This window comes from Providencia sp. PROV272 (genome assembly GCF_049901975.1).
In the GTDB taxonomy this organism is placed as follows: domain Bacteria; phylum Pseudomonadota; class Gammaproteobacteria; order Enterobacterales; family Enterobacteriaceae; genus Providencia; species Providencia stuartii.
In genome coordinates this window covers 2,908,886-2,925,584 of sequence record NZ_CP096291.1, presented here as the reverse complement: position 1 = coordinate 2,925,584, position 16,699 = coordinate 2,908,886, and the positions used below count along the sequence as shown (strand labels likewise).

Genomic DNA, 16,699 nt, shown 5'->3' with positions numbered 1-16,699 from the left:
AGCAGTGGTTGATTTTGAATTTAATATTGAGGTCACAATGAAAAAGAATTATTTAAGTCCTTTAGCATTATTCATATCAGCAACACTTTTTTCTACCGCAGTAAATGCTGAACAATCATCGGCTCAAGTCGTCGATGCATTAAGTGATATAGATGTGAAAATAAATGTGCTTGATAACCAAGCTGGTGAGCATGGTACTCACTGTGCTGCACTGGGTGCCGATTGGGCTGCATGTAACCGTGTCGATATTACCTTAACAAATGGCGATACTGCGATTGAATCCAACGATTGGGCGCTTTATTTTCATAGTATTAGACAGATTCTAAAACAAGATAACCCGCAATTTAAGATCACACATATTACAGGCGACCTTCATAAAATTACACCAACAGAGCAATTTAAAGGGATTAAAGCCCACGAAAAAGTGGTATTACCGCTAACGGGAGAATATTGGCAGGTTAGTTATTCAGACTTTATGCCTAGGTGGTACGCGACATCGGGAGATGCATCCCCACGCAACCTTAAGAGCACTGATACTCAAGATCCAACAACCTTTGTTACCCCCTTTGAACTGAAAAATTGGAAACGAACCGACGCCGATAACAATCTATTAATGACGCCAGAAAACCGCTATCAAAAAAACTTAGCGATGAAACCGTTATCTGAGCAGCAATTGCGAGGGCAAATCTTACCTACGCCATTTGATATCAGTTTGCAGTCAGAGGATGTTGATCTGAGTAAAGGCGTTAAATTACAACTAAATGGGCTAACGAAAGGTGAGTTAGCTGTTATTGAACAACACTTACAACTGAGCAAGCTAAAACAAAATAGTCACGGGTTCCCCATTGAAGGAAAAATCGCACCTAAGCAATTTTCTACTGAAGATCAAGTGAGTGGTGCTTACAAATTAGTGATCACACCGCAACGAGCCGAAATTATTGGTTATGACCGTATAGGGTTATTTTATGGTGTAGGTTCATTATTGTCAGCAGTAACTGAAGGTGACACACCGAAAGTGGCAGCAATGGTCGTGAATGATAAACCACGTATGGAATATCGTGGGGTCTTTTTAGACGTTGGACGAAATTTCCACAGTAAACAGGTGGTGATGCGATTAATTGACCAGATGTCACGCTATAAATTAAATAAATTCCATTTTCATTTAACCGATGATGAAGGTTGGCGGATAGAGATCCCCGGTTTACCTGAATTAACGGAAGTGGGAAGTCAGCGTTGCCATGATTTAACTGAGCAAAAATGTTTATTGCCGCAACTCGGGTCGGGGGCTGACAATAATAATATGGGGAGCGGCTATTTCACACGTGATGACTATATTGAAATTTTACGTTATGCCAAAGATCGCAACATTGAGGTGATCCCTGAAATTGATATGCCAGCCCATGCACGTGCAGCCGTTGTTGCTATGGAGGCGCGTTATAATAAGTTAAGCGCGGCGGGCGATGAACAAGGGGCAAATGAGTACCGCTTAGTTGACCCATCAGATACTTCAATAACCACATCGGTACAGTTTTATGATAAGCGCAGTTATTTAAACCCTTGCTTAGATTCATCACAGAACTTTGTCAATAAAGTCGTCAGTGAAGTGATGCAGATGCACGATGAAGCAGGTGTTCCACTGAAAACATGGCATTTTGGTGGTGATGAGGCGAAAAATATTCGCTTAGGTGCAGGCTTCCAAGATAAACGCGGCCCTATTGAGCCGGGCAAAGGTATTATTGATAAACAGCGCGAAGATAAGCCATGGGCAAAATCGAAAGCATGTCAGGCTTTAATTCAGCAAGGGGATGTCAGCGATTTTGACCATCTTTCCAGCCATTTTGCTAAACAGGTGAGTAAAAGTTTGCAACAAAAAGGCGTTACAACAATGCAAGCATGGCAGGATGGTTTAAAAGACGCTTCGAGTGCGAAAGATTTCGCCACTGACAATGTTCGCGTTAATTTCTGGGATACTCTCTATTGGGGAGGCTTTGACTCGGCAAATGATTGGGCAAACAAAGGCTACCAAGTGGTTATCTCCAACCCAGACTATGTCTATTTTGATATGCCTTATGAAGTTAACCCAAGTGAAAGTGGTTACTACTGGGCAACACGCGCGAGTGATGAACAAAAAGTCTTTGCTTTTGCTCCGAATAACCTCCCTCAAAATGCTGAAACCTCAGTGGATAGAGATGGGAATCCTTTCAGTGCGAAAAGCGACAAGCCTTGGCCGGGCGTATATGGTCTTTCAGGGCAATTGTGGAGTGAAGCCGTCAGAACGGATGATAAGGTCGAATACATGTTATTCCCTCGCATTTTGCCGCTGGCAGAAAGAGCGTGGCATAAGGCGCAATGGGAAAATGATTATCAATCAGGGCGTGAATATATTGGTGGTAAAACCCAATATGTTTCACAGCAAAAATTAGCAGATGATTGGAACCGTTTTGCGACTATCGTAGGGCAAAAAGAGCTTCGCCGCTTAGATAGAGCCGGAGTTGCCTACCGTATCCCTGTTCCTGGTGCAAAAATTGAAAACGGTGTGCTACTGGCGAATATCAGTTACCCTAGCTTAATTATCGAGTATGCATTGGCAGATAGCGATAACTGGCAGGTTTATTCGGCGGATAACCCACCCAAAGTCAATGGGAACGTCAAAATAAGAGCGAAAAGTCCAGACGGGGCGAGGGCGAGTCGTGTAGAAATCGTGACTCAAAAATAACGGGTATGTGGTGAGGGAGCGAATGAAGAGGCTCCCTCACGGTTTTATCGTCACCATACAATAATCACATTCTATTACCCGCCGAGCTTGGGTATCAGAACCCTATCAACCATACGACTTAATCTTTACTCAGCTGACAAAGGATTGAAGGGGACTCGTTAGGTTCTTGAAAGATCTCAAAACAGGATAAGTAAGGCATTAATATGAAGTGGGGAAGGCTAGAGCCCAGTGAGTACTGGACTCAAATCCCACAGCCTTTTTAAAAACTATCTATAGTCAGTTAAAGGCAAAGATTTACGGTAATTACTCTTTTGGATCGTGTGCATCCGCATTTTCACGGCAATCGCCATCAGCACAGTGACCATAAAGATACAAACTGTGGTTAGATAGTTTAATACCGTGGCGTGCAGCGATATTGGTCTGGCGCTCTTCGATGGATTTGTCAGAGAACTCGATGACTTTTCCACAGTCTAGGCAGATTAAGTGGTCATGATGGTGCTGTTGAGTCAGCTCAAAAACGGATTTACCGCCTTCAAAGTTATGACGTGTCACGATACCTGCATCATCAAACTGGTTTAATACGCGGTAAACTGTAGCCAGACCGATCTCTTCGCCCATATCAATCAGCTTTTTGTAGAGATCTTCCGCACTGACGTGATGGCACTCAGGCTCCTGAAGTACTTCCAATATTTTTAATCTTGGAAGAGTGACTTTGAGTCCAGCATTCTTCAATGCTTTATTGTTGTCTGTCATGCGGGTTTGTCCTGTATCTTAAATCATAAATTTAACAATAATGAGACGTTTTTAACATAAATTCAGTTGTCTTCTAAACTGATTTACAATTATAGGCATGGAAATAAAAAATAGAAACCATGCTTTGTCGCATTATTATAATAGTATTAATAAGCCTATTTCTAATTAGTCGATTAGCCTAAAATTTCAGACAAAGACATCTCTTCTGAAATTTGCTGTACCCATGCATCAACACGTTCTTCGGTGAGTTCCGGCTGGCGATCTTCATCAATAGCAAGGCCGATAAAGTGGTTATCATCCGCCATTCCTTTAGATGCTTCAAAATGGTAGCCATCAGTTGGCCAATGACCGACGATCACTGCACCGCGTGGCTCGATAATATCGCGAATGGTTCCCATCGCATCACAGAAGTACTCCGCATAGTCTTCTTGGTCGCCACAGCCGAATAAAGCAACAAGTTTACCTTCAAAGTCAATTTCTTCGAGTGTTGGGAAGAAGTCATCCCAATCACATTGGGCTTCACCATAGTACCAAGTTGGGATACCGAGAAGCAGAATATCGAATGCTTCAATATCTTCTTTACTGCACTTTGCAATATCATGAACTTCCGCGTTCTCGTTGCCTAATCTCTTTTGGATCATCTTGGCAATATTTTCTGTATTACCAGTGTCACTACCGAAGAAAATGCCTATGACTGCCATAAAGTGAATAACCTCTTGTTTTTCCAATCTGGTTTACTAAAGCCAGATAGGGCTAAATTTGAACTAAAGTACCTAGAATTTTGACCCTATTTTGGCGAAAAAGCGTGAATAAATCTGTCGAATTTGTGTGGTTTATGAAGACGAAACTATTGACCAGAAGGCTCATAGACTAGCGCTAGCTGTGACATTAACATCTCTTCTATCAACTCACTACGGCTCATGTTTTTTTCATTCGCCAATTGATTCAATATCGTGACAGCATCTTCATTAAGTTTTAATTCAACGCGGCGTAGTCCTTTGACCTTATCACGCTTAAGTTGATTACGTTTGTTGATTCTTAATTGTTCATCCCGCGACAGCGGACTTGTTTTAGGTCGCCCAGGCCTGCGTTCCTCAGCGAACAAATCAAGGGTGGTGCGATCAGTTTGTTCTTTTGCCATATATTTTTACTGCTAAAGGGCGTATACCAATAATCCAGCGCGCAATAATACCCTAGCTGACTCCCTTGTACCATAGCGTATGTCGAGCGAAAGTTATTGATAGTAAAAAAAAGAGCTGTTTGTTGGAAAAAGCACCAGCCGAGCGAATGCTGGTGCTTTGACGGTACTATTATTGAGTTTGCTGCCGCCATAAATGTGCATATAACCCATTTTGCTGAAGCAAATTTTGATGGTTATCCATTTCAGCCACCTTACCGTCGCAAATTACACAAATGCGATCCGCATGCATGATAGTATTCAAACGGTGCGCAATACTGATCACTGTCCGTCCTTGTGTGATTAAAGGCATATTCGCCATGATGGCGGCTTCGGATTCATAGTCTAATGCCGAGGTAGCTTCATCCAAAATCAAAATATCCGGTTTTGTCAGTAACGCTCTAGCGAGTGCGATGCGCTGGCGCTGCCCTCCCGAAAGATTCAGTCCACGCTCTGACAGAGGGGAGTTAAACTGCTCAGGAAGTGACATAATAAAGTCATAGGCGCCTGCAAGTTTAGCCGCTTCCACAACGTCATCATGATTGGCTTGTGGTTTACTCAAACGAATGTTTTCTTCAATAGTACCGACAAACAACATACTTTCTTGAAGTACGACACTCATGCGGCGACGCAGAGCAACCGTATCGCTAACCGCAAGATCCATCCCATCGACAATCACTTGACCATGTTGTGGAATATATAACCGTTGCAGTAGTTTCGTTAAGGTACTTTTTCCAGAGCCAGAAGGCCCAGTAATACCGATAAACTCTCCCGCTTTAACGGATAATGAAAGATGGCTCAACACTTCTGGGGCTTCGGGTTGATAACGAAAACGAATATTTTGGAACTCAATACGGCCTTGAATAGATGCCGAACTGACAATGCCTTTTCGTTCATTTTCAATAGGCTCATCCAAAATATCCCCCACACGGCGAAGAGAGATAATGGTATGCTGAAAATCTTGCCATATTTGCGCTAATCGAAGTACAGGTTGAGTGACATGAGCGCTTAACATATTGTAGGCAACCAATTCACCGGGGGTGATCCCCCCATTCATCACCTCTTTGACACCCACCCAAAGCAACAGCGCTGTGGTAATTTTACTGACGAGAGCCATTAGCTGTGAGGCGACCTCACTACGCAAGGTGACTTTAAAACCTTGAATAAGTTGTTTACTGAGTAACTTTTGCCAGCGACGATAAAAATAGGTTTCAGTTGCTGTCGTTTTAATCGTTTCAATCCCTGTGACAGCCTCTGTTAAGAAGGTTAGCCCATTTTCATCGGCTTGATAGGACTTCTCTGTTTGTTGCCGAATAATGGGGCCGAGTATCATCCATAAAATAAAAAAGATGACCAAAGAGCCAATGAGAAGCCATGACATAATGGCGCTATAGGTAAACAAAATGGCAATAAAAAGGCTAACAAAGAGTAAATCGATAAATAGCATCAAGGTAGAGCCAGTTAAAAACTGGCGGATATGGGCCATTTCACGAATTCGAGCGATAATTTTCCCTGTAGGGCGCCGCTTAAAATAGCCCAATGGTAGTGCCATTAGGTGCCGATAGAGTTTTCCTGATAATTCAGCGCCAATTTGTGTACTGGTATGGCTAAAAATTTTATTCCGAAGAAAACTATAAAGCGGCTCTGCAAAGGCAATACTAATAATGCCTATTGCCAAGACATGAAGGCTATTTAAACTACGTCCAACAAGTACCTTATCAATGACATTTTGAAATAATAATGGGCTAACTAAGGCAAAAAGTTGCACGACAGCTGCAAGGATAAAAACATTCTTTAATTGGGCGCGCTGACGTAATATTGAAGGGATAAACCAGCCAATACCAAACTTTCTTTTTTGCTCGGCTTCAAATTGTTCTTTGATTAATAACACGGCAAAGCGGCTATTTACCTCTGTATTATGTTCATGCCACAGACAAAGCTCACCTTGTGTGGGGTGAATTAACACTAACGCCCCCTCATGATTGTTTGCCAGCACCCACCAAACATCGTGAATACGAATTAGTGCGGGAAGGGGAAGGTTAGCAATTTGCTGTTTGTCTAAATCATCAAGCTCACTTTCATAGCCTATAATGTGGGCACATTCTCTAAGCTCCCAGTCGGTCGGTGAATCAGAGCTCATGCCAATAGCATGCATTAATTGGTCTTTAGTGACATTTTTTTGATAATGGTTTGCCACCCACACTAAAGCCTCTAAACCATAATTTGTTTCAGTCGCAGTCATGGATTATTTTTCCCTCATGGCGGTGGTGGTATATTCTTGAATAGGGCTAAGTAAATAATCGATGACGCGACGTTTTTCGGTTTTAATTTCGGCAGTGACCGATAAACCAGGGGTTAATTCGATGTGATTGCCTTCAACCAATAGGCTCTTTTTCTTTAAACCTATTTGTCCTAAAAAAACCAAACCTAATTGCTCGTCTTGGGTGCTATCTCTAGAAATCGAAATGACTTCACCATCGATAGTGCCATAGCGTGTGTAGGGGAAAGCATCTATTTTGACCGTTGCTAATTGGCCTTCACGAATAAATCCAATGTCTTTATTGAGAATTTTGACTTCGGCTAATTGCACGTCATTATTGGGCACAACCACCATCAATTGTTGAGCTGGCTGTAATACGGCACCTAAAGTATAGGTCGCGAGTTGTTGTACTGTACCATCTACAGGGGAACGAATAATTTTTAACTGCTCTCTTTCTTGGTTTTTTAGTAATTCCTGCTCCGCTGAAACTAATTTAAATTCAGCTTGGCGATATTTTTCATACCACTCTTGGGCTTTCTGTGTCTGTAGTCGGTGACGTTTTTCATGTAGTGCGGAATGTTGACTATTGAGGATCGCTAGCTCGGATAATTTTGAGGTTTTCTCTTTTTTCGCCATTAACAGTTCACGCTCTTGCTCCAAAAACTCTTTTTGGCTAATCAGTTGCTGATTATTTAATACCCGATGGGCATCAAGGCGTTTTTGTATATTGATGATCAAAGTATTAACGTCTTTTAATTCACGCTCTCTTGCCGAATAATGAGTTCTATTCAATGTTATTTCATTATCAATCTCATTGAGTAACGCATCATATTCATTTTTTAAGCTTTGATAGCTTTCTAAAAGGCGTTGCTGCTCTGTAGGTAATAATTTAGCAAACTCCGGAGTGAGCTCAGGGGAGATTTGATTTAATAACGCATGATGTACCCATTTTTCAATTTGTTGAAAATGAATTTGATAATTAAGATTATGAATATCTTGATTGATCCCTAAGACATTAACACTTAATAATGGGTCGCCTTGTTTGACGTGTTGTCCATCAGCCACATAAATATGTTGTAAGCGGCTAAGCTCAAAGGCTTGAATAACTTGTGTTCGCCCGGAAACGACCAATCGGCCTTGTGTCGTCGCTTGAATATCTAATTTACCGATATATGACCAAATAATCGCAAATAAAATGCCAATACTGATAATGATGGCCGTTGTTAAGGCTAGGTAAGATGGCGGGCTTTTTAATAGTGCTAAATGTGACGGTAAAAAATGGTTATACCGTGTCGTTGCTGCTGTTTGTTTCATAACTAACATCCGTGTCATTATTTAAAAGATTGCTGTAACGCCCATAAATGTTGATAAAACTGGCCTTGCTCAAGTAATTGTTGATGGCTTCCTTGTTCAACAATTTTGCCTTGTTGCATCACGATAATACGTTGGTGATGACGAATAGTAGAAAGGCGATGAGCAATCGTAATTACCGTTCTGCCCTGAGCAATAAGCTGCATATTTTTTTGAATGATAGCTTGAGACTCATCATCTAATGCGCTGGTGGCTTCGTCAAAAATAATAATTTTAGGGTCGGCGAGCAGTGTACGTGCAATAGCAATTCTTTGGCGTTGTCCCCCAGACAGTGATGCGCCTCCTTCGGATAATATGGTGTCATAACCCATCGGTAATTTTAAGATAAAATCATGGGCCCCCGCCATTTTGGCGGCATGTATGACTTCATCCATTGACGCATTGGGATAAGTTTGCGCAATATTATCGAAAACGGTTTGGTTAAAAAGAAAGTTCTCTTGTAATACGATACCAATTTGCCTTCTGAGCGAATGAATATTCATCGATGAAAGAGGAGTGCCATCTAATAGGATCGTTCCTTTCTCAGGGGTATATAATCGGAGTAATAAACGTGCAAGAGTACTTTTCCCTGAGCCAGATGTACCAACAATGCCTAATGTTTCACCAGCCTGAATCGATAAATTAAAATTATCGAGAATATAAGGCATGTCAGGTTGATAGCGAAAAGAGATATTACGCAAATGGATATGGCCTTTTAAGGTATTATTATCCGCTTGTTTTGTTTGCTCTGTCGGCAAATTGATAATTTGCGCTAATTTTTCGATGGCAACTTTGGTTCTAATATAATCCCCCCAGAGCTTAACCAACTTAACAAGAGGCTGGCTTGCATGATTGACCATCATATGAAATGCAATAAATTGACCAATAGTAAGCTGTAAGGCTAAGACTTCAGAGGCACCAATCCACAAAATAACGGCGCTGGTTAATTTCTCAATCACCATCACAATATGTTCAGAGCGGGAGTTGATTTGGCCTGCCGCAAATGTCGTATGACTCATATCAGAAGTTTGCTGATCCCAGCGGCGAGTAAAATTGGGCTCTATTGAGAGGCTTTTGGCTGTTTCAATACCATTAATACTTTCGGTTAAAAATGAGGTGTTGATGGCAATATTTGCAAATTGCTTATGGGCCGCGGCCTCAATTTTAGGCGTCAGCCACCAAGCAACTAATAAATAGAAAGGAATTGAGCATAAAAAAACCAACATTAAGGTTGAGGATAATAGGCTCATGACATAAAGAAAAACAAATAAAAAGAGCACATCAACACAGAGTGTAAAAAAACTTCCTGTCAAAAATTCGCGAATAGTCTCTAGCTCTTTAACGCGTGTAACGATTGCACCAATTTGCCGAGTTTTAAAAAACGAAAGAGGCAGATGCAGTAAATGATTGACCAGCTTTAACCCTAAAGTCATATCGATACGGTTAACAGTATGGTTATAAACATACTCACGCAGCCCTTTAAGCGTCACTTCAAGGATGGCGGCAATAATAAGACCAAAGATCAGCAGATCTAATGTCACCATACTATTATGCACTAACACTTTATCCATAATGACTTGGATAATAATTGGTGTCACTAAAGCGAGTATTTGCAAAATAAATGAAAATAATAAAACGCTAGCGATAATATATTTATATTTCAAAAATTCTGTTTTAAACCAAGTAATATCAAATTGGCTTTGTTTGGTTTTAACCTGTAGCCATTTACCACTCCACATTTGGATAAACTTATCCATACTCCATAATTCTGGAGGATGGTTACCAAATCGCTGAATAAGAACTTGCTCATGATTAAAGTTAGCTAATAGATAAGCTACGTTATCATTATCATAAATAATAGAAGGAGAATCTATCTTACTAATGTTTTTATTGGTTTGATTTTTATATTTACACTTTATATTAAGCTTGTTTTGAAGCGCTTTTAATGTATCACGGAAACTTTCTTTCTCTGCGGTGATGGTATTAAACTCGTCTTGACTAATATCACTTGTTAACTTAATGATGATGCCAATAAAGTAGAGTGTTGACTGAGTATTTTCACTTTCCATTTTTTCTGTGAATATTCCTTTGGGTTATTGCTTGTCATATAGGATGGTTGATATTTATTGCTGATAAAATAATGTTAGCAATAATAGATGAAATAGCATGGATAGTTTTCACAGAGATAATACAGAAATAATAGTTATCAGTGTATTGAAGTTTGTCTTATATATTATTGGTTCTTATTTGGTTTATAATGAAGGGTTATATATTCCCTTCATTATAAATAAAGCTTGAATTTATTGGTATTCGGGCAAATCTAAGAAACGGTGTATGGCTCTAAGTACATGATCTGGTTTCTCTGCATGAACCCAATGCCCTGCATCCGCGACGACCCATGCTTTCGCATTTGGGAACTGTGCGGCAATCTCTTCTCTATATTCGGCTTGCACATAAGGGGAGTTACCGCCGGGGATTAATAGAACAGGTTTATCCCAAGCCGGAACGGTTTCCCAGCCAATAATAGACTCATAGTTTTCTTTGATGGCAGGCAGGTTAAATTTCCACTCGCCTTGGCGGAATGATTTGAGTAAAAACTGAATGACACTCTCTTCATCAAGGTATTCGCGCATGACGACCGTCGCGTCTTGGCGGCTTTTGACGCCAGCGTGGGTCACCGCTTCGAGAGCCGCAATAATGGTATCGTGGCGGCGAACTTGATAAGCGACAGGCGCCATATCAATAGCCACAACTTTTTCTACGAAATGAGGGGCAATTTCGGTTGCTGCCATCGCAATTTTCCCGCCCATGGAGTGACCAATCAAAATGGCGTTTTCATATCCAAGGGATTGTAAGAGTGTCATGACATCTTGTGCCATTTGGCGATATTCCATTGTCGTGGCACGGAATGAGTCGCCATGGTTTCTGACATCAATTTGGATGGTGACAAAATATTTTTGTAAATCGCGGGCTAATACACCGAGATTATTGAGATCACCAAATAATCCGTGGATCAGCACGACAGGGGTAGACGATACCGGAGTTTCAGGTTTATGAATAGTATGGTTTAGCAGGTTTGTCATAGTTCATTTTCAGCTTATTTATCTTCTTTAACGATATGATGGCATGTACATTAGCAAAATCCAAACGGGTCGATTAATTATTCAATGCTATCAATAAAAGAATAAATGGAATATTAAGGTCTCATTCTTCTCATTATTGTATTTTTTTCTGATTAAACATAAAACCACCAATCAGATGATAACTTACTGAAATATCGTTGAACTTAGTGTGCTGTTTACTTTAAGTTATTGAAATTTTAATTGTTTTGTTTTCTTGAAATCTATCTTATAATCCCAACGCAAATTTTAGTTAAAAAAGTACTGGGAAAAAATGAAAACGATAGAAGTTGATGAAGAGCTTTACCGCTATATTGCCAGCCACACACTGCATATCGGTGAAAGTGCATCGGATATTTTGCGCCGTATGTTAAATTTAAAGTCCGGTCAGCCAGTACAAGTCGTTAAAGAACTCGGCAACGAACAGCCGCCGCAGCAGGCGGTCGAGACAAAAAAAACAGCCATTACGCCGCAAAATCCAGTTAGGGTGATGAGGGAGCTTTTACTCTCTGATGCTTATGCAGAAAAAAGCAAAGCCATCGACCGCTTTATGCTAATTTTATCGACACTCTATAGCTTAGACGCCACTGTTTTTGCTAATGCGACAGAGTCAATGCATGGTCGTACGCGTGTCTATTTTGCTGGCGATGAGCAAACACTGTTAGCCGCAGGTAAGCAGTCAAAACCACGGCATATTCCGGGAACGCCATTTTGGGTGATCACCAACACAAATACCAATCGCAAACGCAGCATGGTTGAAGCAATCATGCAGGAAATGCAGTTCCCTGCCAATGTGATTGAGAAAGTTTGTAATACTATCTAATCGAAAAATTGAGGCATCGCTGGTGTCACAAATAGGGCACCAGTGCATTGGGAGATAACAAGTGACAATACATGAACGCGCAGGGCAGCTTCCGTTTCAGAAAGATTTGATTAATGTTGCACAACTAACCGCTCAATATTATCAACTAAAACCACAAGTCGGTAACCCTGAACATGCAGTGAAGTTTGGAACATCGGGGCATCGAGGCAGTGCAAGTAGGAAAAATTTCAACGAAAATCATATTCTTGCTATTGCTCAAGCGGTTGCTGATTTACGTAAAAAGCAAGGGCTAACAGGGCCATGCTTTGTCGGCAAAGACACCCACGCGTTGTCTGAAGCGGCATTTATTACGGTTATTGAGGTGTTAGCTGCAAACCAAGTCAATGTGGTTATCCAAGCCGATAACGGGTTTACTCCGACGCCTGCCATATCCCATGCGATTATCAGTTATAATCAATCCCATCAAGATGTTGCGGATGGAATTGTCATTACACCTTCTCATAACCCACCAGAAGATGGCGGTATAAAATATAATCCCTCAAATGGTGGCCCTGCTGATACCGATTTAACATCGGTTATCGAAAAGCAAGCAAATCAATTACTCGCAAACGGCCTTACGGGTGTTAAGCGTATTTCTTTTGAAGATGCGCTGGTCAGTGGTTATGTCACCGAACAAGATTTAGTCATGCCTTATGTCGCCGCACTGGGTGAAGTGGTGGATATGAAGGCGATTCAAAAAGCAGGTTTAAAATTAGGTGTCGACCCACTCGGTGGTTCTGGCATCGAATATTGGCGCAAGATTGCTGAATATTATCAATTAGATCTTGAACTGGTGAATGATCAATTAGATCAAACATTCCGTTTTATGCCGCTTGATCATGATGGCGTGATCCGCATGGATTGCTCATCGCGTTGGGCGATGGCTGGCCTATTAGGGATGAAAGAAAAGTTTGACTTAGCATTCGCCAACGACCCTGATTATGACCGTCATGGTATTGTCACCCCAGCAGGGTTAATGAATCCAAACCACTACCTTGCGGTCGCGATCGATTACCTATTCCAGCATCGCCCACAATGGGGGAAAGAGGTCGCTGTCGGGAAAACACTCGTTTCAAGTGCCATGATTGACCGTGTTGTTGCCGATATTGGACGTGAACTTGTCGAAGTACCCGTTGGTTTTAAATGGTTCGTCGATGGCTTGTTTAACGGAAAATTGGGTTTCGGCGGCGAAGAGAGTGCCGGAGCGTCTTTCCTTAAATTTGATGGCACACCTTGGTCGACAGATAAAGACGGTATCATTTTATGTTTGCTAGCGGCGGAAATTACTGCGGTGACAGGGGAAAACCCTCAGCAACGTTATAACAAACTCGCCGAAAAATTTGGTGCGCCTATTTATAGTCGTATTCAAGCCAAAGCCACCCATGAGCAAAAAGCGAAACTCAGTAAGTTGTCGCCAGAGATGGTCACTGCGGACTCTTTAGCGGGCGATAAGATCACTCAACGTTTAACGACGGCACCGGGTAATGGCGCTTCTATTGGCGGGCTAAAAATCATGACCGATTATGGTTGGTTTGCCGCTCGTCCATCCGGCACGGAAGAAGCGTACAAAATCTATTGTGAAAGTTTCCGTGGCGAAGAGCATTTACGCCAAATTGAACAAGAAGCAATAGAGATTGTGAATAAGGTTATTGCTTAATCAGCCGTATCATTAATGCCTAACTGGCTAGAGCAAAATATTTTCAAATCCCGATTATGCAAAACAGGCCATAATCGGGATTATATTTTTTATTCGTCCACTATCGCTTCATAATATTGTGGTGGTATTTGTTGTGACGGGATTAACAAAATTCCTCTCTTTTTTATCAATAAATTCAACTTATCGTATTTCCCATCAACTCGACAATAACCGTTGCAGCAAGTGACAGGTGATGATACAACCATAGTTACTGAGTTAATTTAACAAACATTGTTGAAATTGAAGATAGGGTGAAATCAATGAGTCAGGTTTATAATTTCAGTGCGGGTCCTGCCATGCTACCTGTTGAAGTCATGCGTCGTGCTGAACAGGAATTTTGTAACTGGAAAGGCTTAGGCGTTTCTGTTATGGAAGTTAGCCATCGCGGCAAGGATTTTATTGCGATAGCGGAGGAAGCAGAGCAAAATTTACGTGATTTATTAAATATTCCGCAAAATTATAAAGTACTATTTTGCCATGGTGGTGCTCGCGGTCATTTCGCTGCATTACCGCTGAATCTGTTGGGCGATAAAACCACGGCAGACTATATTGTTGGTGGCTATTGGGCGGAATCTGCGGCAGAAGAAGCACAAAAATATTGCACTCCTAACATTATCCAAGTCAAACAAGAAAAAGACGGTGTTGTGGGTGTGAAACCGATGAGCGAATGGCAATTAAGCTCAGATGCGGCTTATGTTCACTATTGCCCTAATGAAACTATTGATGGCCTAGCTATCCATGAAGAACCTGATTTCCCGAAAGACAAAGTGATCATTGCGGACTATTCATCTTCGATTCTGTCTAAACCTATTGATATTAGCCGTTATGGCGTGATTTATGCAGGAGCACAAAAGAATATTGGTCCAGCGGGTCTTACCATTGTTATTATCCGTGAAGATCTCTTGGGCAAAGCTTCAAAGCAGACACCCTCAATATTTGATTATACAACCTTAGCAAAATATGACTCGATGTTTAATACACCGCCGACTTTTGCTTGGTATTTATCAGGCATGGTCTTTAAGTGGTTGAAAGAGCAGGGCGGCTTGCAGGAAATGGCAAAACGCAACTATGAAAAATCACAATTGTTGTATAACGCAATCGATGATAGTGAATTTTATATTAACCGCGTTGCGGTCGAAAACCGTTCTTGGATGAACGTACCTTTCCAAATGCAAAATCCTGCGTTGGATGACAAATTCCTTGAAGAAGCGAAAGCACAAGGGCTATTGTCACTAAAAGGTCACCGCGTTTCAGGTGGGATGCGTGCATCAATATACAATGCGATGCCATTAGCCGGTGTCCAAGCACTTGTTGATTTCATGGCAGACTTTGAACGTCGCCACGCATAATCATCTTCCCGACCTAATCCGCGCATTGGGTCGGGTTTAACTATCTTCATTTTTGAAAACGATAATAAATAATTAGGCAAACAGTACTGGAGAACCTGCGCTTTATGCAATCCCTGACATTACAACCTATCTCTTCAATTAACGGAACGATCAACCTGCCAGGGTCTAAAAGTGTATCGAACCGAGCGCTGTTATTAGCGGCTATGGCTAATGGCACAACGTTACTGACAAACTTACTGGATAGTGATGATATTCGCCATATGCTGAATGCATTAAGCCAGCTTGGTGTTAATTACCAATTGTCTGAAGATAAAACACGTTGCCGTGTTCAAGGAGTCGGTGGGCGGTTATGCCATACTGACGAACTGGAAATTTTTCTGGGTAATGCGGGTACGGCAATGCGCCCATTGACCGCAGCATTGTCGTTAGCGAATAACAATATTGTGTTAACAGGCGAGCCTCGCATGAAAGAGCGCCCAATAGGGCATTTAGTTGATGCTTTACGTGAAGGTGGCGCTACGATTGATTACCTAGAACAAGAAAATTATCCGCCCCTTCGCTTACGTGGTGGTTTTTCTGGTGGTGAAATATCGGTTGATGGCTCTGTCTCTAGCCAATTTTTGACCGCACTTTTGATGGCCGCGCCGTTGGCTGAGAAAGAGACAATCATTACTATCTCAGGTGAATTGGTTTCAAAACCTTATATCGATATCACCTTAGCCTTGATGGCCACGTTTGGCGTTGAAGTGGATAATCACCAATATCAACGCTTTGTTATTAAAGGGCAACAGCAGTATCAATCACCCGGTGAATACTTAGTCGAAGGTGATGCGTCATCAGCATCCTATTTTCTTGCCGCGGCAGCTATTAAAGGTGGTACTGTCAGAGTGACAGGTATTGGTCGTAATAGTCTCCAAGGCGATACCAAGTTTGCCAATGTACTGGAGAAAATGGGGGCAACAATTCGTTGGGGGGATGACTTTATTGAATGCCAACGAGGTACGTTAAACGGAATCGATATGGACATGAACGCTATCCCAGATGCGGCGATGACCATTGGTACTGTGGCACTGTTTGCGCAAGGGGAAACGGTGATCCGTAATATCTATAATTGGCGCGTGAAAGAGACGGATAGACTGTATGCTATGGCGACTGAACTGCGTAAGGTCGGTGCTGAAGTCGAAGAGGGGTACGATTTCATCCGTATTGTTCCGCCAGCGCAATTACAGCATGCTGAAATTGAAACCTATAACGATCACCGAATTGCTATGTGTTTTTCGCTCGTTGCCTTGTCTGATACCCCTGTTACGATTTTAGATCCAGGGTGCACGGCAAAAACATTCCCAGATTACTTCCAACAATTAGCCCGTCTGAGCTAAATTTTAATCATTCGACTGACTGACTTTGCATTGAGGCA

12 protein-coding genes are annotated in these 16,699 nt (G+C 41.7%); 5 read left to right on the top strand and 7 right to left on the bottom strand.

From position 1 onward, the window contains the following. Nucleotides 1–37 precede the first annotated feature (37 nt). Nucleotides 38–2,716 (top strand): beta-N-acetylhexosaminidase, encoded by a 2,679-nt coding sequence (locus M1E93_RS13455; RefSeq protein ID WP_014657841.1) that lies wholly within the window; start codon nt 38–40, stop codon nt 2,714–2,716. A gap of 303 nt (nt 2,717–3,019) precedes the next feature. On the opposite strand, the gene fur is transcribed toward M1E93_RS13455, so the two are convergent. From fur to ybfF, 7 genes are all read right to left on the bottom strand, one after another. Further along, on the bottom strand, nt 3,020–3,469 hold the full coding sequence (gene fur / locus M1E93_RS13450; RefSeq protein ID WP_004918120.1) for a ferric iron uptake transcriptional regulator: 450 nt from the start codon (nt 3,467–3,469) through the stop codon (nt 3,020–3,022). A 173-nt stretch (nt 3,470–3,642) separates the two neighbouring features. Beyond that, nucleotides 3,643–4,170, bottom strand: coding sequence for a flavodoxin FldA (gene fldA / locus M1E93_RS13445; RefSeq protein WP_014657842.1), 528 nt, complete (start codon nt 4,168–4,170; stop codon nt 3,643–3,645). A 146-nt stretch (nt 4,171–4,316) separates the two neighbouring features. Further along, nucleotides 4,317–4,610, bottom strand: a complete 294-nt coding sequence (gene ybfE, locus M1E93_RS13440; RefSeq protein ID WP_004918124.1) for a LexA regulated protein — start codon at nt 4,608–4,610, stop codon at nt 4,317–4,319. Nucleotides 4,611–4,779: 169 nt separating this feature from the next. Then, nucleotides 4,780–6,888 carry a type I secretion system permease/ATPase gene (locus M1E93_RS13435; RefSeq protein WP_102780679.1) on the bottom strand — a complete coding sequence of 703 codons (2,109 nt, stop codon included), beginning with the start codon at nt 6,886–6,888 and terminating at the stop codon, nt 4,780–4,782. 3 nt (nt 6,889–6,891) lie between these two features. Continuing rightward, nucleotides 6,892–8,220: an HlyD family type I secretion periplasmic adaptor subunit gene (locus tag M1E93_RS13430; protein ID WP_231405865.1), complete on the bottom strand. Its 1,329-nt coding sequence runs from the start codon at nt 8,218–8,220 to the stop codon at nt 6,892–6,894. 17 nt (nt 8,221–8,237) lie between these two features. After that, nucleotides 8,238–10,325, bottom strand: a complete 2,088-nt coding sequence (locus tag M1E93_RS13425) for a peptidase domain-containing ABC transporter (RefSeq protein ID WP_104873364.1) — start codon at nt 10,323–10,325, stop codon at nt 8,238–8,240. A 231-nt stretch (nt 10,326–10,556) separates the two neighbouring features. Further along, nucleotides 10,557–11,339, bottom strand: a complete 783-nt coding sequence (gene ybfF, locus M1E93_RS13420; RefSeq protein ID WP_072502949.1) for an esterase — start codon at nt 11,337–11,339, stop codon at nt 10,557–10,559. Between the two features lie 310 nt (nt 11,340–11,649). On the opposite strand from ybfF, the gene seqA reads away from it, so the two are divergent. The 4 genes from seqA to aroA all read left to right on the top strand — a co-directional run bounded on the left by seqA (nt 11,650) and on the right by aroA (nt 16,661). Next, a complete protein-coding gene (seqA, locus tag M1E93_RS13415; protein ID WP_004918133.1) occupies nt 11,650–12,198 on the top strand; it encodes a replication initiation negative regulator SeqA in 549 nt (182 codons plus the stop codon). A gap of 61 nt (nt 12,199–12,259) precedes the next feature. Beyond that, nucleotides 12,260–13,894: a phosphoglucomutase (alpha-D-glucose-1,6-bisphosphate-dependent) gene (gene pgm / locus M1E93_RS13410; protein WP_004918135.1), complete on the top strand. Its 1,635-nt coding sequence runs from the start codon at nt 12,260–12,262 to the stop codon at nt 13,892–13,894. A gap of 299 nt (nt 13,895–14,193) precedes the next feature. Next, a complete protein-coding gene (serC, locus tag M1E93_RS13405) occupies nt 14,194–15,282 on the top strand; it encodes a 3-phosphoserine/phosphohydroxythreonine transaminase (RefSeq protein ID WP_004918137.1) in 1,089 nt (362 codons plus the stop codon). A gap of 104 nt (nt 15,283–15,386) precedes the next feature. Beyond that, nucleotides 15,387–16,661: a 3-phosphoshikimate 1-carboxyvinyltransferase gene (gene aroA / locus M1E93_RS13400; RefSeq protein ID WP_426206990.1), complete on the top strand. Its 1,275-nt coding sequence runs from the start codon at nt 15,387–15,389 to the stop codon at nt 16,659–16,661. Nucleotides 16,662–16,699 lie beyond the last annotated feature (38 nt).